Source organism: Thiomicrorhabdus cannonii (assembly GCF_013391695.1).
Classification (GTDB): Bacteria; Pseudomonadota; Gammaproteobacteria; order Thiomicrospirales; family Thiomicrospiraceae; genus Thiomicrorhabdus; species Thiomicrorhabdus cannonii.
Genome location: NZ_JACBGH010000009.1, coordinates 43,869 through 61,331, shown reverse-complemented (window position 1 = coordinate 61,331; position 17,463 = coordinate 43,869). Strand labels below are relative to the sequence as shown.

Annotated in this window: 17 protein-coding genes; 7 read left to right on the top strand and 10 right to left on the bottom strand. The window is 55.0% G+C overall.

Annotated elements, in window-relative coordinates:
- The first annotated feature begins 75 nt into the window (after positions 1–75).
- Positions 76–975, top strand: a complete 900-nt coding sequence (gene rsmI, locus HZ297_RS09675; protein WP_178863238.1) for a 16S rRNA (cytidine(1402)-2'-O)-methyltransferase — start codon at positions 76–78, stop codon at positions 973–975.
- 89 nt (positions 976–1,064) lie between these two features.
- On the opposite strand, the gene HZ297_RS09670 is transcribed toward rsmI, so the two are convergent.
- Positions 1,065–1,274 (bottom strand): cold-shock protein, encoded by a 210-nt coding sequence (locus HZ297_RS09670; RefSeq protein ID WP_178863236.1) that lies wholly within the window; start codon positions 1,272–1,274, stop codon positions 1,065–1,067.
- A 317-nt stretch (positions 1,275–1,591) separates the two neighbouring features.
- Positions 1,592–2,425 (bottom strand): pirin family protein, encoded by an 834-nt coding sequence (locus tag HZ297_RS09665; protein ID WP_178863234.1) that lies wholly within the window; start codon positions 2,423–2,425, stop codon positions 1,592–1,594.
- Between the two features lie 113 nt (positions 2,426–2,538).
- Here HZ297_RS09665 and HZ297_RS09660 point away from each other — a divergent pair, with 113 nt between their 5' ends.
- On the top strand, positions 2,539–3,441 hold the full coding sequence (locus tag HZ297_RS09660; protein WP_178863232.1) for a LysR family transcriptional regulator: 903 nt from the start codon (positions 2,539–2,541) through the stop codon (positions 3,439–3,441).
- 8 nt (positions 3,442–3,449) lie between these two features.
- Here HZ297_RS09660 and HZ297_RS09655 read toward each other — a convergent pair whose 3' ends face one another.
- The 6 genes from HZ297_RS09655 to HZ297_RS09630 all read right to left on the bottom strand — a co-directional run bounded on the left by HZ297_RS09655 (position 3,450) and on the right by HZ297_RS09630 (position 9,539).
- Positions 3,450–4,502: an alpha-hydroxy acid oxidase gene (locus tag HZ297_RS09655; RefSeq protein WP_178863230.1), complete on the bottom strand. Its 1,053-nt coding sequence runs from the start codon at positions 4,500–4,502 to the stop codon at positions 3,450–3,452.
- A complete protein-coding gene (locus HZ297_RS09650; RefSeq protein ID WP_178863228.1) occupies positions 4,502–5,185 on the bottom strand; it encodes a Fe2+-dependent dioxygenase in 684 nt (227 codons plus the stop codon). The genes HZ297_RS09655 and HZ297_RS09650 overlap by 1 nt, the downstream gene beginning before the upstream one ends.
- 150 nt (positions 5,186–5,335) lie before the next feature.
- Complete coding sequence (locus tag HZ297_RS09645; RefSeq protein ID WP_178863226.1) at positions 5,336–7,498, bottom strand: TonB-dependent receptor; 2,163 nt, start codon at positions 7,496–7,498, stop codon at positions 5,336–5,338.
- Between the two features lie 106 nt (positions 7,499–7,604).
- A complete protein-coding gene (locus HZ297_RS09640) occupies positions 7,605–8,072 on the bottom strand; it encodes an ExbD/TolR family protein (RefSeq protein WP_178863224.1) in 468 nt (155 codons plus the stop codon).
- A 1-nt stretch (position 8,073) separates the two neighbouring features.
- The gene (locus HZ297_RS09635; protein ID WP_178863222.1) at positions 8,074–8,754 is read right to left on the bottom strand and encodes a MotA/TolQ/ExbB proton channel family protein; all 681 of its coding nucleotides are present in this window, start codon (positions 8,752–8,754) and stop codon (positions 8,074–8,076) included.
- Positions 8,755–8,771: 17 nt separating this feature from the next.
- Positions 8,772–9,539, bottom strand: a complete 768-nt coding sequence (locus tag HZ297_RS09630; RefSeq protein ID WP_178863220.1) for an energy transducer TonB — start codon at positions 9,537–9,539, stop codon at positions 8,772–8,774.
- 262 nt (positions 9,540–9,801) lie between these two features.
- Here HZ297_RS09630 and hemP point away from each other — a divergent pair, with 262 nt between their 5' ends.
- The 4 genes from hemP (at position 9,802) to HZ297_RS09610 (ending at position 13,514) form a co-directional block, all read left to right on the top strand.
- Entirely contained in the window at positions 9,802–9,996 is a 195-nt protein-coding gene (hemP, locus tag HZ297_RS09625; protein WP_178863218.1) for a hemin uptake protein HemP, read from the top strand.
- A 175-nt stretch (positions 9,997–10,171) separates the two neighbouring features.
- Complete coding sequence (locus HZ297_RS09620; protein ID WP_343034807.1) at positions 10,172–10,837, top strand: ABC transporter ATP-binding protein; 666 nt, start codon at positions 10,172–10,174, stop codon at positions 10,835–10,837.
- Positions 10,838–10,868: 31 nt separating this feature from the next.
- Positions 10,869–11,891: an extracellular solute-binding protein gene (locus HZ297_RS09615; protein ID WP_178863216.1), complete on the top strand. Its 1,023-nt coding sequence runs from the start codon at positions 10,869–10,871 to the stop codon at positions 11,889–11,891.
- Between the two features lie 24 nt (positions 11,892–11,915).
- Positions 11,916–13,514, top strand: coding sequence for an ABC transporter permease (locus HZ297_RS09610; RefSeq protein WP_178863206.1), 1,599 nt, complete (start codon positions 11,916–11,918; stop codon positions 13,512–13,514).
- A 17-nt stretch (positions 13,515–13,531) separates the two neighbouring features.
- On the opposite strand, the gene HZ297_RS09605 is transcribed toward HZ297_RS09610, so the two are convergent.
- Positions 13,532–13,948, bottom strand: a complete 417-nt coding sequence (locus HZ297_RS09605; protein ID WP_178863204.1) for a Spy/CpxP family protein refolding chaperone — start codon at positions 13,946–13,948, stop codon at positions 13,532–13,534.
- A gap of 139 nt (positions 13,949–14,087) precedes the next feature.
- On the opposite strand from HZ297_RS09605, the gene recQ reads away from it, so the two are divergent.
- The gene (gene recQ, locus HZ297_RS09600) at positions 14,088–15,935 is read left to right on the top strand and encodes a DNA helicase RecQ (protein ID WP_178863202.1); all 1,848 of its coding nucleotides are present in this window, start codon (positions 14,088–14,090) and stop codon (positions 15,933–15,935) included.
- Positions 15,936–15,972: 37 nt separating this feature from the next.
- On the opposite strand, the gene HZ297_RS09595 is transcribed toward recQ, so the two are convergent.
- Positions 15,973–17,385 (bottom strand): S8 family serine peptidase, encoded by a 1,413-nt coding sequence (locus HZ297_RS09595; protein ID WP_178863200.1) that lies wholly within the window; start codon positions 17,383–17,385, stop codon positions 15,973–15,975.
- Positions 17,386–17,463: the final 78 nt, after the last annotated feature.

Sequence of the window (17,463 nt, the reverse complement as noted above, 5' to 3'; positions counted from 1 at the left end):
AAACGGCCTTGATGGGTGGCGATTTGCAGTCGCTATCCTTTTGATAAGTGACACATAAATAAGAGACGTTTGAACGTGACCGAAACCCAAGTAAACCAAACTCAGCAGGCCGGGTTGGCCAATGCCACTTCCAAAGCGACCTTATATATCGTGGCGACCCCGATCGGTAACCTCAAAGACATCACCTACCGTGCGGTGGAGGTGTTGGGGGCGGTGGACTGGATTGCCGCCGAGGATACGCGTCATACGCAAAGGCTGTTGCAGGCGTTGGGGGTGAATAAGCCGCTGTTGAGTCTGCACGACCATAACGAGCAGGCGCGCAGCCAGCAACTGCTGGAAAAACTCCAGGCCGGAGAAAGCGGCGCGCTGGTGTCGGATGCGGGGACGCCGCTGATCAACGATCCGGGCTTTCATCTGGTGAAGCTGCTGCGTCAGCAGGGCGTGAAGGTGGTGCCGATTCCGGGGCCGTCGGCGGTGATTACCGCCTTGTGCGCGGCCGGCCTGCCGACCGACCGTTTCAGTTACGAAGGCTTTCTGCCGGCCAAAAAACAGAGGCGTTTGCAGGTGCTGCAAACCCTCAAAAACGACACGCGTACCTTGGTGTTTTACGAATCACCGCACCGTCTGACAGAGTCGCTGCAAGCGATGCTCGAGGTGTTCGGCGGCGAGCGGCAGATGGTGGCGGCGCGCGAAATGACCAAAACCTATGAGCAGTTTGTGTCCGGCAGCGTGGCGGAGGTGGTGGCCTATTTTGAGAGTCATGCGGACAAGGTGCGTGGCGAGTTTGTGTTGATGGTGATGGGCGATGTGGTGGCTGAAGCGGTTTGCGAAGACGAACACGACGCGCTGATTGGGGCTTTGTTGAAACAGCAGCTGCCGGTCAAGCAGATTACCGATATTGTGGTGGAGTTGAGCGGTCAGAAGAAAAAGGCGGTTTATAACCGCGTGCTTGCCCTGAAAGAGGGGTCGGAGTAAACGCACTCTCCTGTTGCATTTTTTTGGGCATAAAAAAAGCGAGAATCAATCTCGCTTTTTTATGACTACTTCTGACTGCGTGGCGCTAATTACAGCGTAACGATGTCTTCAGCCTGTGGGCCTTTAGGGCCGTTTGTCACGTTGAATGCCACTTTCTGGCCTTCAACCAAGGTTTTGAAACCAGAACCGCTGATAGCCTTGAAGTGTGCGAACACATCTGGACCAGATTCCGGTTGAATAAAGCCAAAACCTTTCGATTCGTTGAACCACTTAACGGTTCCTGTCATTTTGTTAGACATAATAATCATCCTCAAATAGAGATAAAGAAAAGAGCCTGAATAGGCGGAGGAAAAAAATAGACTGATACTTTAAAACTAGAGAACGGTGATTACTTTATGAATAACAACGAAGACGAGCAGGTAAACCAAGGTATTTCTTTCTGACGCCCACTATACAGTGATGCGCCAGTAAGTCAATGAAATATTTTTATTTTTTTATATATAGTGGTTTTCTGGGTAATCTTGCTTGGGTGTTGTGCCGATATTAAGTAAAGCGACGAAGGCTTCGCGTTTGAATGAGGATGAACGCTGTTTGTTGCCTTCGTCTTTTGGCAGGCCTAAAAGCGCCCGTTTTGATAGTCGTCAAAAGCCTGCTGAATCTCTTCTTGCGTGTTCATCACAAACGGGCCGCGCTGCACGATCGGTTCGTTCAGGGGCTGTCCGGCCACCAGCAGAAAACGGCTGGTTTCGGTGGCTGCGATGCGCACAGCGTCGCCGTCGCTTAAAACGCCGAGTTCTTTGGCGCAAAGCGTCTCCTCGCCGATGCTGATGGCGCCTTCATGCACATATATAAATGCGGTATGGCCTGCGGGAATCGGTTGCTCCAGCGTGTCGCCCGCTTGCAGTTGCACATCCAGATAGGTCGGATAGACAAAACGGTTCTTGATAATGCCTTGCGTGCCTTTGGCGGTCTGGCCGGCAATGACCTTTATATGCGTGCCGCTGTTCCAAACTTCTTCGGGGATTTTGTGCGGCAGAAATTCCTGATAGGACGGCTCGCTCATTTTGGCGTGTGCCGGCAGATTCACCCACAGCTGGAACCCCATCAGCAAGCCGTCCTGCTGCTCTGGCATTTCCGAGTGGATAATGCCGCGCCCGGCGGTCATCCATTGTACGCCGCCGGCTTCGATCACCCCTTCGTTGCCCTGGCTGTCGCGGTGGCGCATGCGGCCGGCGAGCAGATAGGTGACGGTCTCGAAGCCGCGATGCGGATGCGGCGGAAAACCGCCGATGTAATCCTGCGGACGGTCGGTGCCGAAGGCGTCCAGCATTAGAAACGGGTCGAGGTTTTTGAGCTGCGGCTGACCGATAATGCGGGTCAATTTCACGCCGTCGCCGTCCGAAGCCGACAGACCATAATAGCGTTGTTGTATGGTTCTCGGATGGTTCATGGCTTTTCTCCATTGCTGGTTGAGTTGCCAATCAGTTTAGCGCTTGCCTTGTGCTTGAAAAAGCGCCAAAATTCCAATTAAGTGTTCTTGATTTGGCAACAAAGGAGAAGAGGATGTCGCAGTTTCAGGAAGTGCAGATTTTTGTGCGTATCGTCGAGGCCGGCGGCATCAGCAAGGCGGCGGATCAGCTCAATCTCGCCAAGTCGGCGGTGAGTCGCAAATTGAGCGATCTGGAAACGCGTCTTAATTGCAAACTGATCCAGCGCACCACACGCAAGTTTCACCTCACCGATGCCGGGCGCCTCTATTACGAGCGTGCATTGACGTGGCTTGCGGATTACGAGCAGATGAGTCAGGTAGTGCACCGTCAGGACGAAGCCCTGTTGGGCAATCTGAGGCTCTCTTTGCCGTTATCGTTCGGGCTGGCGCATTTGACGTCGCTATTGAGCGAATTTGCCGGCTTGCATCCGCAGCTGAATTTGCAGATCGATTTTTCCGACCGCCATGTCGATATGGTGGAGGAGGGCTTTGATCTGGCATTCCGTATCGGTGAACTCAAAGATACGTTGATGCAGGCGCGCCGTATCGTACCGATTCGTTTTGCGCTGTGCGCCAGTCCTGCTTACTTGCAAAAGCACGGCACGCCGATGACGCCGGATGCGCTCAAACCCCATGCGTTGCTGCGTTATTCCGCCGGACAGAGTACCGTGCGGTTGCTGGATGCGGAGGGTAGGGAGCAGGTGGTTGCCATGAATGGCCAGATTCAGGCGAACAACGGCGATTTTCTGCGCGAAATGGCGATTGCCGGGCAGGGGATCGTGATGTCGCCGACTTTTATTGTCTGGCAGGCGCTGCAAAGCGGCGCCCTGGTGCAGATTCTGGGTGACTACACGATTCCGCCGGTTTACGGTTATACGGTCTATCCGCAAAACCGCTATCTGCCCCATAAGGCGCGGGTGTTTATTGATTTTTTGGCGGAGAAGTTTGCCGGTACGCCTTATTGGGATGCGTTGTAATGCGAATTTTAGTTCTTACTAAGCTCGTGAATGTCATCGAGTGTGCGCTTTCCCATCAGCGCCATGGTCATTTCCAGTTCGTCGCGTAATAGGCGGATGACTTGCGCCACGCCCAATGCGCCGTTGGCCGCTAAACCGTAGATATAAGGCCGGCCCAAAAGCACCGCATCGGCGCCGCTGGCCAGTGCATGATAAATGTCCTGCCCCGAACGGATACCGCTGTCGAATAGAATCGGCAGTTCGTCTTTGAGTGCGCTGCGGATGTCGCGCAGCGCACTCAGGCTGTCGATGCAGCCGTCCAGCACCCGGCCGCCGTGGTTGGACACCACCAGGCCGTCAAATCCCAGTTTTTGTGCGTGCAAGGCATCGTCACGATGCAATATGCCTTTGATTAACAGCGGTTTATTCAACGTATCGCGCAGCCAGGCCATATCTTCCCAGGTGGGTGCTTGGCGCATCCAGCCGTCAAACACCTCGCTTTGGTGAGGGTGTTTTGCTGCAGGAGCGGCAGGCACCTCCAGATTCACCGCGTAAATTTCCGGCGGCAGTTCAAAATGCGCCTGTTTGACGGGGGCGTCCACGGTGATCATAAAGGTGTGGTAGCCTGCCGCCAAAGCGCGGTCGATGAGTCGCGAGGTGCGTTCGCGACTGCCTTGCCAGTAGATTTGAAACCACGGCGGTGTGTCGGAAGCGGCGGCAATTTGTTCCAGTGTCTGGCTGGCCAGGCTGCTCACCACCAGCGTCGAGCCCTGCGCGCTGGCCGCGGCGGCGGAAGCCTGCTCGCCGTGGGCGTGAAACAACATCTGATAGGCGATGGGAGCGAGCAGAATCGGGTGTTCAAAACACTGGCCAAACAGTTCACAACGGGTATGGCCACCGCCGACATTCACCAGGGGTCTGGGCACCAGGCGCTGTTCGGCAAAAGCCTGCAGATTGGCCTGATGGGTGCGTCCCAAACCGGCGCAATCTTGCAGATAATCCCACGCCTGCGGATGACGGATATGCGCTTGTGCCTCGGCTTCAAAGCGTTTTAGGCTGGGCAGATCAAAGGATGCGGTCATCAGGTTTCCGCCCACATACGCAGCAGGTTATGGTAAGTGCTGGTGAGGTTGACGATTTCGGCGGTCTCATTGTATTGTTCGCGCAGCGCCATAATGTTGAGATCCAGATCGTAAAGCAGACGGCGGCGTTCGTCTTCGCGGATCATGCTCTGCGTCCAGAAAAACGAAGCGGTGCGGGCGCCTTTGGTCACCGGTTCAACGCGATGCACACTGGACGACGGATAGAGAATCATGTCGCCCGCCGGCAGTTTGACGCGTTTTTCGCCAAAGGTGTCTTCCACGACCAGTTCGCCGCCGTCGTATTCGTGCGGGTGCGAAAAGAACAGGGTGCAGGAGACGTCGGCACGCACGCGGAATTGGCCGTTGGCAGCGGTGCGAATGGCGTTATCGACATGGTTGCCGAAGGTGTTCATCTCGCCGGTGTAGCAGTTGAAATAGGGCGGCAGAATTTTTTTGGGCAGGGCGGCGCTGAAAAACAACGGGTGGCGGTTGAGCGCACCGAGCACGATTTGCTGTAACTGCTGTGTGATGTCGCCGTTTTCGGGAAGCTGAAAGTTGCGTTTGACCTGGGCGGCCTGTGCGCCGGCGGTTTCACGCCCGTCAATCCAGCCGGCTTCGGCCAGCAGGCGGCGGCAGGTATTGAGTTCGTCGGCTGTTAGCACCTCGGGAATATGTAACATCATAGGACTGTTCTCCTTTTGGCTGGGTTCTGTTGCGGGTGATGGCAACAGTGGCAAGGCACAACGCGCCTGATTGCAAAGGTAGACGCGCTGTGCCTTACCACCGTCTTGCGGAAAGGGTTCCGCAAGCGATGATAAGTCGATTAGACAAACTTAAAACTTATACTCGCCGGTTAGCATATAGGCCTGATCCGAACCGGGCACTACAAAACCGCCGTTGTCGTAAACCGATTCATACCAGTCGGTATTGAAAAGGTTCACTACATTCAAACGCAGGGTGTAATCCTTCTGTTCGTAAGCCACCATCGCGTCCCAACGCACATAGGACGGGGCCGTATTGGGGTCGAATGCGTCCGTGCCGCCGCTGGTCGGGCTGTAGGCGTAGCGGTCGCCTTTGCCATCCAGGCCACCGCCGATTTTCCAGCCGCCCGGCAACTTGTAGGTTGTCCACAGGTTGTAGGTATATTCCGGCGTATTGCGGGCGCGTTGTCCTTCAAAGTTAGGGTTGGGTGCGACAATCGTTCCTGATCGATTCGCTTGTGGCGGGGCGACTTCCAGAATTTTGGCATCCATCAGCGCGGCGCCGGCAAACACTTCCCAGTTAGGCGTAACGCGACCGGCCAGTTCCACTTCCAGACCGTCGGTGCGGCGTTTTTTGGTCAGTACCGAGGCGGTCGCTTCCAAATCGGTATTGCGTTCCCACTGTTTATCGGCACGGTAAAGCGCGGTGCGCAGGGTCAAATCGCCGTCCAGCAGGAACCATTTGGCCCCCAGTTCCATGACCTGACTGCGCTCCGGCGGGAATTCACCGCCGTCCAGCTGGTAGAGATCGGCCGTCGGGCTAAAGGAGTCGCTGTAGCTCAGATAGTAGTGCGAGGCTTCGTCCGGCTGCCAGGAAAGGGCCGAGCGGTAACTCTGTTCGCCAAAGTCCAGTTTTGGCGAGTTGGTGCTGGAGTATTTGGCGTTCAACTGATCGTGGCGTACGCCCAGCAGCAGTTTCCAGTCGGGGATGAACTCAAACTGATCCTGCACAAAAATCGAGTAGGAATCGCCTTTGTAGGTGGTTGGCGTGCCGGTGGTGACGCCCGGACTGTAAGTCTTGGGATCGCCGCTGGCCGACAGATTCAACAGGCTGGCACGTTTGCTGTCTTCGTGCAGGTATTCGATGCCGGCCATCATTTCGTGCGGAACGCCGCCGATCATGCGTTTATGGGTAATATCGGACTGCAGGGCCAGATTGTGTACATCCAGATGACGGGTGGCAAAACTATCGCTGGTCAAATCAGAAGCACTGGGTTTGGCGGCCGCATAGTCGCGCAGATAGTGGGCGTTGCGAATCACGGTGCGCAAATCGGTGTTTTTGTCGATTTTGTAGTTATGCGTCAGGGTGGTGATATCGGTTTCGCTCTTGTCGAAACTGCGCGGACTGCCGTAGAAGTGGTCGATCATCTCATCCTGCGGTTTTTTATCGGCGAAGCGGATGCCGTAATCGGGGTTGTCGTCGGTCACCGTGTGGATATGGCTGATAACGACTTCGTTGTCGGTATTCAAACCAAAGCCCAGGCTCGCCGAGATGCCGCCGCGTTCGATGTCGGCTTCCGCGCCGTTTTCAGGGTTGCTGCGGAAGCTGCCCTGGCTGCGTTTCATGAGATTGACGCGCGCCGCCGTGGTGTCGCCGAGTTTTTTGTTGAAATCGCCGGTGATTTCGCTGTAGTCGTGACTGCCGGTACTCAGACTGATTTTATTGGCATCTTGCAGTTTCGGTGTTTTGCTGACCTGATTGATGACGCCGCCGGCCTGACCGCGGCCAAACAGCATGGAGCCGGAACCGCGCAGTACGTCGACCTGCTCCAGGTTGAAGGTTTCGCGGTTGTATTGGGCGGTGTCGCGTACGCCGTCCAGATACATGTCGCCAAAGGTATAGAAGCCGCGCAGCATCATGTTGTCGCCGGCACGGCCGCCCTCGGCGGCGTTAAATGTGAGGCCGGAAACATTGCGCAGCGCCTCTTTGAGCGAGGAGACCTGTTGGTCTTCCATCAGCTGCTGGGTGACGGTGGTGAGGGCTTGCGGAACGTCATGCGGATCCTGCTGCATTTTACCCACGCGGGTGGTGGTGCCCTGATAGCCGTTGTTTTCGCTGATATCGGCTTTTTCCGCCGCATCGCGCACCTCGACGGTGCTCAAGGTTGGTGCCGGATCGGCCGCCACTGCCAACGGGCTGATAAGCCCCATGCCGCAGACCATCGCGCCCAAAGTAGAGATGGGGGTAGCGATGGCTTTCTTTTTGAGGGGGTGATCGTTTTTAGGCTGTGCCATAGGATTTTCCTTTTCTTTTTCTTGTTGAGAAAAACCTGGCTGGCTGGGCAGTCGCTTGGCTGGCTGGGTTGGTGGATGTTCACTTACGTGTTTTAGGAGTTGAATTTCATTGCAATGACTCGGTTTTTGCGCTGTTGGCAGCCGGTGCTGTTCCAGCCGCGCCGGCCGGTTGGGTAATAAACCCGACCTTGTTTAAACCGGCTGCGCGCAACATCGACAATACCTCGGTCAGGCGCTGATAGGGCAGCGTTTTGTCGGCCTCGATACGGATGGCCGGCGGTGAAGTCGCCAAAGCCGCTTCGCTCATGATCTGTTTGGCCTGCTCGTCATCGCTGATGGCGATATCGTTCCAGTGCAGTTCGCCGCCCGCCGCGATTGAGAGGGTCACGGCTTGCGGATCGTCTTGCAGTGCCTGCGCATTGGCTTTAGGCAAGTCCACCTTCAAGGCCTGCGTCATCAAAGGTGCGGTGACAATGAAGATAATCAGCAAGACCAGCATCACGTCCACCAGCGGCGTGGTGTTGATGTCGGCCATCGGGCGTTGCGAGCCGCCGTCCAATCCGCCAAACGCCATCTTAGTGCTGCTCCTGTTGAGTGGACTGCTTGGCCATGAAGTACAGATGCAAATCGTGGGCAAAGCCGTCCAGTTCGGCCGAAACCAAGCGCAGCTGACGGTTAAAGGCGTTGTAGGCGAGTACCGCGGGAATGGCGACAAACAGGCCCAGTGCGGTCATAATCAGCGCTTCACCGACCGGGCCGGAAACCTGGTCCAGTCCCAACTGACCGCTGGAACCGATATTCATCAGCGCATGGTAGATGCCCCAAACGGTGCCGAACAGGCCGACAAACGGCGCGGTGGAACCGATAGACGCCAACAGCGTCTGGCCGTTTTCCAGTCGGCTGTTGGCGTGGTTCAGGGCGCCGCGCAGGGCTTGTACCATGACTTCACTGGATGGCAGGGCATCGGCCAACAAGGCGGGGTGCTGTTTGTTCAGCCAGACGCGGCCTTTGTCGCCGGCCTCTGCCAAGGCGTGATAGGCCGGTAATTTTTGGAGTCGATCAATGCCCGACTGCCAGTTGGCGGCATGCCAAAATTGTTCGGTTATGCCCGGTGTCAGCAGACGGTAACGCGAAAATTGCCAGAATTTGAACAAAATCACGCTCCAGCTCAATAGCGACATGAGCAGCAGTATCCAAAATACCGAATGGGTCACGGCGTCCCCGGCCTGCCAAAAACTTTCAAACTGTGACTGCATGGTTGTTTCTCCGAATATTAAGATTGCAAAACAAATTTGACCGGTACCAGCACCGAACTTTCGATGGTGACCGAACCTTGTTTGGCCGGTCTGAACTGCCAGTGTTTAACGGCCTCCAGTGCGGCCTGGTCCAGGCGCGCGTAGCCGGAGGTGGTATGCAGTTCCACCTGTCTGGCCTGACCTGCGGCGCCGACCAGCACTTTCAAGACCACGGTGCCTTCTTCACCCGCCCGCTTTGACAGGCGTGGATAATGCGGCAGCGGATTATTCAGGTAATCGGCCGTGGCTTCAATCAAGGGCTCCTCCGGCGGAGCGGAGACCGGCAATGCCTCCGGCGTCATTTCTTTAAGCGGGCTGTCTACCGGCGGCAAATCGGTGTCGTTGGGCTGTAACGGCTCAGACGCTTCAACCGGTTCTTCTACGACTTTCTCCAGCGGTTTTTCAACCGGCTTTTTCGGTTTCGGCTTGGGTTGCGGCTTGGGTTGTGGCTCTTGGGTTTTTTCCGGTTTCTTTGGCTCTTCAATTTCCGGTTTTTTAATGGTCTCTTCCGCCAGAGGGTCGTTTTCAATGACCTCTTCGACCGGTTGAACCGTCTGTGGCAGCGGTTGCGGCATCGCCGCCGGCGGGGAGACCTGCGTCAATTCCACCCACGTGACCTGCTCCGTCTGTTCCTGCGCATGCAGTTCGGGCGTGGCGATTTGCCAGAACCAGGCGATCAAAAGCGCGTGCAACAGCAGTGCGCCGAGAAACGAGGTGAATGTAGCCGTGCGTTTAAAGTTGAACATAGGTCTGTATCGGTTAATGACTCGTCTTGTTTTTCTGTGAGGCGTAGGGCCGACGTTTAAAAATGGCCGCTTTTTAAAACAGTTTGCAAATCTTAATGTAAAGCGTTCTTATTATCAATGCTGTGAGTAATAAAATAATAAATAAAAATTATTCGTATTAGTATTTGAAAACGGGCCTCGGCTTATCTATCATAATGAGAATTATTTTTAATAAAGTGGCAAGGCCGTTGTCACAACCGTCAAGAGAAAGGTTGGTTTGAATATGGCAGAAAATAAAGAGAAGGCGGCGCTGCGACCCGCAGAAGAGGTCTCCCGCGCGAGGTCTGGTGCACAGGAGACGAGGATTTTAGAGAGCGAGCAGCTGTTGCAGGACGATTCACAGGTGTTGATCAAGCATGGTGAAACGCTCTACCGCCTGCAGCGTACCAAAGAGAATAAATTGATTCTGACTAAATAAATGTTTGGGACGGAATGCTTGGGACGGAATGCTTGGAGCGTGCCGCATGGCCCGCGGCAAAGCAATGAAACTAATGCTTTTGTAAATGATAACAATTCTTTTTTGTATTGATATTCGGGTTGTTTGAGTGTAGGATGAGGCCACTTGAATATTGAAATTAACAGGGAGTGCGACCGTGCTGGCAGTGAAAGATCTCACTATTGCATTGGGTGAACGTCAAGTGTTACGCAATTTTGTCATGGACATGCCGCAAGGCGAGATAGTCGCGATTCTGGGGCAGAGCGGCAGCGGCAAGACGACCATGCTGCGCGCGATTGCCGGCTTGCAGTGTGCGCAGGCCGGTGAAGTGCATCTCAACCGCACCTGTGTGTTGTGCGGCGACAAGTGTCTGGTGCCGCCGCAAAAGCGCGGCATCGGCATGGTTTTTCAGGATTACGCGCTGTTTCCGCATATGACGGTAGAGCAGAACATTCTGTTTGGCATCGCCTCCTGGAGCAAGAAAGAACGCCAGCAACGGTTGCAGGAGTTGATGGCGCTGGTGCGTTTGCCGGTTGAGATGGTGAAGCGTTATCCGCACGAGTTGTCCGGCGGCCAGCAGCAGCGCGTCGCCTTGGCGCGTGCCTTGGCGCCGCGTCCCGGACTGGTGTTGCTGGATGAACCCTTTTCGAGCCTGGATAGCCAGACCCGCTATCCGTTGGTGGATGAGGTCAAGCGTGTCCTCAAGGCCGAAGGGGTGTCGGCGATTTTGGTGACGCACGATTTGGCGGAGGCACAGCGCCTGGCCGATCGCATTGGCGAGCTAAAAGAAGGGCTGGTCGAGACCTGGCAGACAGTGCATTAAACCTTGGTAAGCATGAGGAGAGAGACAAAAAATGACGTTCAAAAAAACTCAACAGGCCGGGTATGCGGCGACCATTGTGGCAGCGGCTTTGTCGTTCATGGCACCAATCTTTGCCTATGCGCAGGAAGTGGTGGTGTACAGTTCGCGCACCGAGCATCTCATTAAGCCGGTATTTGAGGCGTTTACTCAGGATACCGGTATTAAGGTTTCCTATTTGACCGGCAAGGATAATGCGCTGATCGAGCGTGTTAAGGCCGAGGGGGAGCGGACGCCGGCGGATGTGCTGATGACGGTGGATGCGGGGAATCTTTGGTATGCCGCGTCGCAAGGGTTGTTTCAGCCGATGAACGCGCCGCAGGTGGAAAAAGCCGTGCCCGCGCATTTGCGCGATCCCAAGGGGCTGTGGAGCGGTTTGTCGATCCGTGCGCGTACCATCGTCTATAGCACCGAGCGCGTCCGCCCGGAGGAGCTGTCTACTTACGAAGCTCTGGCGGAGCCGCAGTGGAAGGATCGTTTGTGCTTGAGAACCTCCAAAAAGGTTTACAACAAATCGCTGGTAGCGGCTTTGCTGGCGCACAACGGCGAAGCGGCCACCGCCAAAATGCTGGCAGGCTGGGTGGATAATCTGGCGGCTGCGCCCATGGCGAAGGATTCGCAGGTAATGGAAGCGATTCTGGCGGGGCAGTGCGATGTCGGGATTGTAAACACTTACTATTTCGGCCGTTTGCAGCAGGAAAAGCCGGATGCGCCCTTGAAACTCTTCTGGGCCAATCAAAATACCACCGGCGCGCATGTCAATGTTTCCGGAGCGGGGGTGCTGAAGCACGCCAAGCATGTTGAGGCCGCCAACCGTCTGCTGGACTGGCTCGCCAGTGACCGTGCCCAGGAGCTGTTTGCCGCGCTGAATAAGGAGTTCTCGGTCAATCCGCAGGTGCCGGTCGACGCGATTGTTTATTCGTGGGGCGATTTTAAACAGGATCAGCTCGGTCTGGAAAGAATCGGCGCCTTGCAGAACGAGGCGGTGACGCTGATGCAGCGCGCCAACTACCGTTAAGCGTCTGCCCGATTTGTTCGCGTAATGAATAGAGGATTGGCTCTTCTGATTGCTGTCGCCGCCATTTTGGCGGCGCCTGTTTTTATCGTTGCCTTGTCGTGGCTGGCTCCGCAGTCGGATCTATGGGCGCACTTTGCCGATACGCTGCTGGCGCCGATGCTGCTCAATACGTTGGTGTTACTGCTGGGCGTGACGATTGGCGCCGGCCTGCTCGGCACCGCGCTGGCGTGGCTGGTGACGCTGTGCGACTATCCCGGAAGGCGCTGGTTCGAGTGGCTGTTTTTCCTGCCGTTTGTGTTGCCCGCTTATGTCGTGGCATTTGTCTATTTGGGGCTGTTTGATTTTGCCGGCCCGGTGCAGTCCTTTCTCCATGCGCAGTTTGCGTTTGAGCGCATTGATATCCGTTCCGGCCATCTTGCCGTCATCGTCGTCTTCACGGCGGTGTTTTATCCCTATGTCTATATGCTTGCCAAAGTCGGCTTCCAGTCGCAGCGTCATAGCCTGTTGGAAGCGGCGCAAACCTTGGGGGCGAGTAATGCCGGAATTTTCTGGCGGGTCAGTCTGCCGTTGGCGCGGCCGGCGATTGTCGCCGGTATTACGCTGGTGCTGATGGAGACGTTGGCGGATTTCGGCGTGGTGTCGATGTTTAACTACGACACTTTCACCACGGTGATTTACTCGGCATGGGAGGATTACCGCAGTGTCGAGATGGCGGCGCAGGTCGCCAGTCTGCTGGTGCTGCTGAGTGTGTTGCTGATCGTGGTGGAGCGTTACAACCGCGGCCGCGCGCGTTTTTATACCGATCAGTCTTTGATGACACCGCCTTTTAAACTGAAAGGCGGCAAGGCTTGGGCGGCAACGGGGTTCAGCGGGCTGGTGGTGGCGCTGACCTTTGTCTTGCCGGTCGGGCAGTTGCTGGTCTGGGCATGGCAGATGTTCGAGCAGGAATGGGATGCGCATTACTGGACGCTGATGGCCAATTCCCTGATGTTGGGGATTACCGCAGGAATGCTGGCGGTGGGGGTGGCGTTACTGTTGCTGACCTTGAAATACCGTCAGGGGCGGCGCCATGCGGCCAGCAGTTTTTGGGTGGGTCTGTCGAGCATGGGTTATGCCTTGCCCGGTTCGGTGATGGCGATCGGTTTGCTGTTTGTGTTCTGGGTGCTGGATAAGACGTTGCTGGATTGGTTGCAGAACAGCTTTGGAATTGAGCGCGTGCTGCTGGTTTCCGGCGGTTTGGGGGTGCTGCTCTACGCCTATTTGAGCCGTTTCATTGCGGTGGCAATCGGCCCGATGGAAGGGGCGTTTGAGAGCATCCGTCCGAGCTATGTCGAAGCCGCGCAAACCATGGGAGCGGGACGTTTCACGGTATTCAGACGGGTCTATCTGCCGCTGGTGATGCCCGGTATTGCGGTGGCGTTTCTGCTGGTGTCGGTGGATGTGATGAAAGAGCTGCCGGCCACCTATCTGCTGCGTCCTTACGGTTGGGATACGCTGGCCATCAAGGTCTATGAATTGGGAGCGGAAGGCCTGTATGAACGCGCTTCACTTCCCGCGCTGGGTCTGATTCTGATCAGCCTGGTGGTTTTATGGGGCGTGAAGCGCCTGGAACGCAAACGTTAGATGCGTTACCGGATAGCCTAATTTCCCTGATTGAATTTGAGGGTGGCGATCACTTCGTCGTATTGTTCGGCCGTCAGCAGACTTTTCAGGCCGAACGCGCATTCCACCGTTAATGTCATGCGCTGTTTGTCGAGCTCGCCGAGTTCGTTCACCAGCTGTAATGCGCGGCTTTTGTCGCCGTCCACATCCAGTGTGATCTCTTTCAGTTCGCTTTTAATCTCGTGGTATTGCGCGTTGATGTATTCGACCTTGGCGAAATTGTCGCGCGAGATGGCGCGAACCTTATCGAGCTGGGCGGGCGTCAGATGAAGGCGGTCGAGGTTGTCCATCACAATCGGCATGAGCGCCGTAATGGGCGAAGAGGGTTTGAAATCGTCCGCTTGAACCGCCGGGGTGAGTGCCATGATGCCGATGAAAAGCCATTTTTTTAACATGGTTTGGATTCCTTTTACCGCTTGTTTGCAAACAGGTGGATAACATAGCACGAAACCCGGTTATTGCAAATCCACCTTGTAATTTGCCGTTAATTGGTCTATTTTTGCCAGCCTTTTTATGGAATGCCCAAGACCTGTGATGACCCGGCCTGTTGAGAATTTAAATGCGTCAGATTTGCGCCAAGCCGCTTTGGGCGTATTGCAGCGCGTGTACGGTTACGATGCGTTTAGGCCGTTGCAGGCGGCGATTATCGAGGATGTGGCGGCCGGACGCGACTGTTTTGTGCTGATGCCGACCGGCGGCGGCAAGTCGTTGTGTTATCAGATTCCGGCGTTGATGCGTGCGGGCACGGCGATTGTGGTGTCGCCGCTGATTGCGCTGATGCAGGATCAGGTCTCGGCGTTGCAGGCCAACGGCGTGTCGGCCGCTTATTATAATTCGGCGATGGATCGCGAGCAGTCGGTTGAGGTGTTGGCCAAACTGCACCGCGGCGAGTTGGATCTGCTGTATGTGTCGCCCGAACGGTTGCTGAACGCCAACTTTATGCAACGTTTGCAAAGCCTGCCGATTGCCCTGTTTGCGATTGACGAGGCGCACTGTATTTCGCAGTGGGGTCATGATTTCCGTCCGGAATACAGTCAGATTGGCCAGTTGCGCCAGCATTTTCCGCAGGTGCCGTTTATTGCACTGACGGCGACCGCCGACCGGGTGACGCGCGAGGATATTCTGCAGCGTCTGGGCTTGCAACAGGCGCGGGTGCATATCAGCAGTTTCGACCGCCCCAATATCCGCTATACGGTGCTGGAAAAACGCCAGCCGATGAAGCAGCTGCTGCAGTTTCTGGAGGCGCGCGGACTCGGACAGACGGCGGAATGCGGGGTGGTCTACGCCTTGAGCCGCAAACGCGTCGAGGAGGTGGCCGAGGCGTTGAAGGCCGAAGGCTACCGCGCCGCCGCCTACCATGCCGGCTTGCCCGCACAGATTCGCGATGCGGTGCATCAGCGTTTTCTGCGCGATGAGATCGATATAGTAGTGGCCACGGTGGCGTTCGGCATGGGCATCGACAAGCCCAATGTGCGTTTTGTGGTGCATTACGATCTGCCCAAAAACATCGAAGGCTATTATCAGGAAACCGGCCGCGCCGGGCGCGATGGGCTGGAAAGCGAGGCGTTGCTGCTGTTTTCGATGCAGGATGTGGCCACCGCGCAGTATTTTGTCGAGCAGATCGGCAATGAGGAGCAGCGCCGCATCGAGCAGTTCAAACTCTCCAGCATGGTGGCCTTTGCCGAATCGCAGACCTGCCGGCGCAATGTATTGCTGAACTATTTTGCCGAACCGAGCCAGAAGCCTTGCGGCAATTGCGATGTCTGCCTGAATCCGCCGCAGCTGTTTGACGGCAAGGTGGCGGCGCAGAAGGTGTTGTCGTGCGTTTACCGTTTGAATCAGGGATTCGGCGCGCGTCATGTGGTGGAGGTGCTGCGCGGCCAGAACACCGAGCGCATCCGCGATCTCAAGCATGATCAGTTGAGCACCTACGGCATCGGCAAGGAGTTCAGCGGCGAGGCATGGCTGAGCATTATCCGCCAGCTGGTGCATCTGGGGTATCTGTATCAGGATATCCAGCACTATTCGGTGCTGCGTCTCACGCCGTCGGCCAAAGCGGTTTTAAGAGGCGAGGTGGACTTACAGTTGGCGTTGCCGAAAAAGGCGGCGCCAAAAGTGGGCAGGCCGGGTGGTGCGCGCGCCGATCTGGCACCGGAGGAGCTGGCGCTGTTTGAGCAGCTGCGTGCGCTACGCCGCGAGATTGCCCAAAGCGAGGATATTCCGGCCTATCAGGTATTCAACGATGCGGTGTTGCGCGAGATGGCGCAACACAAACCGCAAACCGACGGCGAATTGCTGGCGATCAACGGCGTAGGGCAGAGCAAGCTGGCACGCTTTGGTTTTGAGTTTTTGAATCTGTTGCGAAAAGCGGATTTTGATTAATCGTTGCGATTAAAACTTAGCACATCACGACAAAGATTTAATTGGTTAAACTCAAATGTGCATCTGCTGCAGCCACATCAAGTAAACCCTGCCCATACTTTTCAGGCGAGTAATCAGAAATATCCTTGCTGGCCGTATTCAACATAGCCTTCACGATTTCATGGGTTTCGATATCAGGATGCTTCGCTTTTAGCAACGCAATCGCCCCTGTGACTACAGGCGCGGCAAATGAAGTACCGTTGTCATAAGAGTAGCTATCCAAGCCGTATGAATCCGCAGAATTAAAATCCCCCGGAGCCACAATGAAACGAGCCTGTGCCTCTGGGGAAGACCCCGGATAGTTTGAGTACCACGCAAGACGGCCCGAACTATTTAAAGACCCTACATACAAAATCCCATCCGTAATACCCCGCTCTTCGGCTTCAATGATGCCATCGTGATTGTCATCGCTTGTCGGGTCAAACAGGTGATGAACCACTGTGGCCTTATATTCATAATCCGAGGTCGCCATCTTATCTTGCCAAGGCAAAACCGAATCCTGGGTCAAGCTTTCAGCATAGTTACCCGCGGCCACAACAAACACGGTTTCACCGTTGTTCATAGCTTCCAACAACGCATTGTATTCAGTGTTTACATCATAGGTTCCCCAAGAATCTTGAGGTCTTGCCTTGTTGTAAAACTCATCTACCCAACTACCGTCTTCCCATTTAGCTAAATCAAACGATACATCAATACCTGTTTGATAGACGCCAAACGGCGTGGAGAAGCTGTAATTAACGGCAACAAGAGGCTGTGTGGACGCTTCTTTCATTTTAAGAGCGTGATATGTCGAGTCGTCAATACACCAAGGGTAGTAATTAACCTGCTTGAAACAGCGGCTCTCACCCTCGATAAAACCATATTCATCCGTTGTAAACGAGTTCGTGTAGTTGGTTGTATTGAAAGAATCCCACAAGTAATTATGCATAGAGGTTTGCAACCCAGCTTGTGGCGCCATACCCATGCCGCCGCCGGCCGCGATAGAGGCTACGCGGGTGCCATGTTCAGCCCACTCCCAAGGATCACCATCGCCATAGCTAGGATATTCGCCCGCCACAATCGCGTCATGCAAAGCGTATTCATCGTAATTCTGACGATTCAAACGCCCCGCGTCGAACTCTTGATGATCGGCCAAAAAACCAGAGTCATAGATACCAACCGCTACGCTTGAGGTATCGACCGATTGAATAAGTTCCGCTGAATTGGTTGAGCTCTTGAAATTGGAATAGTCAACTTGTGGAATTGGAGGAATATAAACATAATCATAATCGCCACTTGAGTTATCCACCGCACCCGAGTCGGAACCGCCCCCTCCGCCACCACAGGCTGTTAACAAAAAGGTAATGAAAACTAAATATGAGTACTTGAAAAACATAAAAGCCCTTTGATAAAAAATATATTTGTTATTCATTATTCTGAAATTAATCTTTATGAATAATGAGTAAGACTTATTTTATAAGCATATTTTTAGTAATAGAAGGTGTTGATA

Bases quoted from the DNA above. Each gene is read 5' to 3' on its own strand.
- HZ297_RS09635 (WP_178863222.1), bottom strand. From the start codon at position 8,754: ATGCAGTCACAGTTTGAAAGTTTTTGGCAGGCCGGGGACGCCGTGACC.
- HZ297_RS09645 (WP_178863226.1), bottom strand. From the start codon at position 7,498: ATGGCACAGCCTAAAAACGATCACCCCCTCAAAAAGAAAGCCATCGCT.
- HZ297_RS09605 (WP_178863204.1), bottom strand. From the start codon at position 13,948: ATGTTAAAAAAATGGCTTTTCATCGGCATCATGGCACTCACCCCGGCG.
- hemP (WP_178863218.1), top strand. From the start codon at position 9,802: ATGGCAGAAAATAAAGAGAAGGCGGCGCTGCGACCCGCAGAAGAGGTC.
- HZ297_RS09640 (WP_178863224.1), bottom strand. From the start codon at position 8,072: ATGGCGTTTGGCGGATTGGACGGCGGCTCGCAACGCCCGATGGCCGAC.
- HZ297_RS09655 (WP_178863230.1), bottom strand. From the start codon at position 4,502: ATGACCGCATCCTTTGATCTGCCCAGCCTAAAACGCTTTGAAGCCGAG.
- recQ (WP_178863202.1), top strand. From the start codon at position 14,088: ATGACCCGGCCTGTTGAGAATTTAAATGCGTCAGATTTGCGCCAAGCC.
- HZ297_RS09670 (WP_178863236.1), bottom strand. From the start codon at position 1,274: ATGTCTAACAAAATGACAGGAACCGTTAAGTGGTTCAACGAATCGAAA.
- HZ297_RS09610 (WP_178863206.1), top strand. From the start codon at position 11,916: ATGAATAGAGGATTGGCTCTTCTGATTGCTGTCGCCGCCATTTTGGCG.
- HZ297_RS09595 (WP_178863200.1), bottom strand. From the start codon at position 17,385: ATGAATAACAAATATATTTTTTATCAAAGGGCTTTTATGTTTTTCAAG.
- HZ297_RS09630 (WP_178863220.1), bottom strand. From the start codon at position 9,539: ATGTTCAACTTTAAACGCACGGCTACATTCACCTCGTTTCTCGGCGCA.
- HZ297_RS09650 (WP_178863228.1), bottom strand. From the start codon at position 5,185: ATGATGTTACATATTCCCGAGGTGCTAACAGCCGACGAACTCAATACC.
- HZ297_RS09665 (WP_178863234.1), bottom strand. From the start codon at position 2,425: ATGAACCATCCGAGAACCATACAACAACGCTATTATGGTCTGTCGGCT.
- HZ297_RS09660 (WP_178863232.1), top strand. From the start codon at position 2,539: ATGTCGCAGTTTCAGGAAGTGCAGATTTTTGTGCGTATCGTCGAGGCC.
- HZ297_RS09615 (WP_178863216.1), top strand. From the start codon at position 10,869: ATGACGTTCAAAAAAACTCAACAGGCCGGGTATGCGGCGACCATTGTG.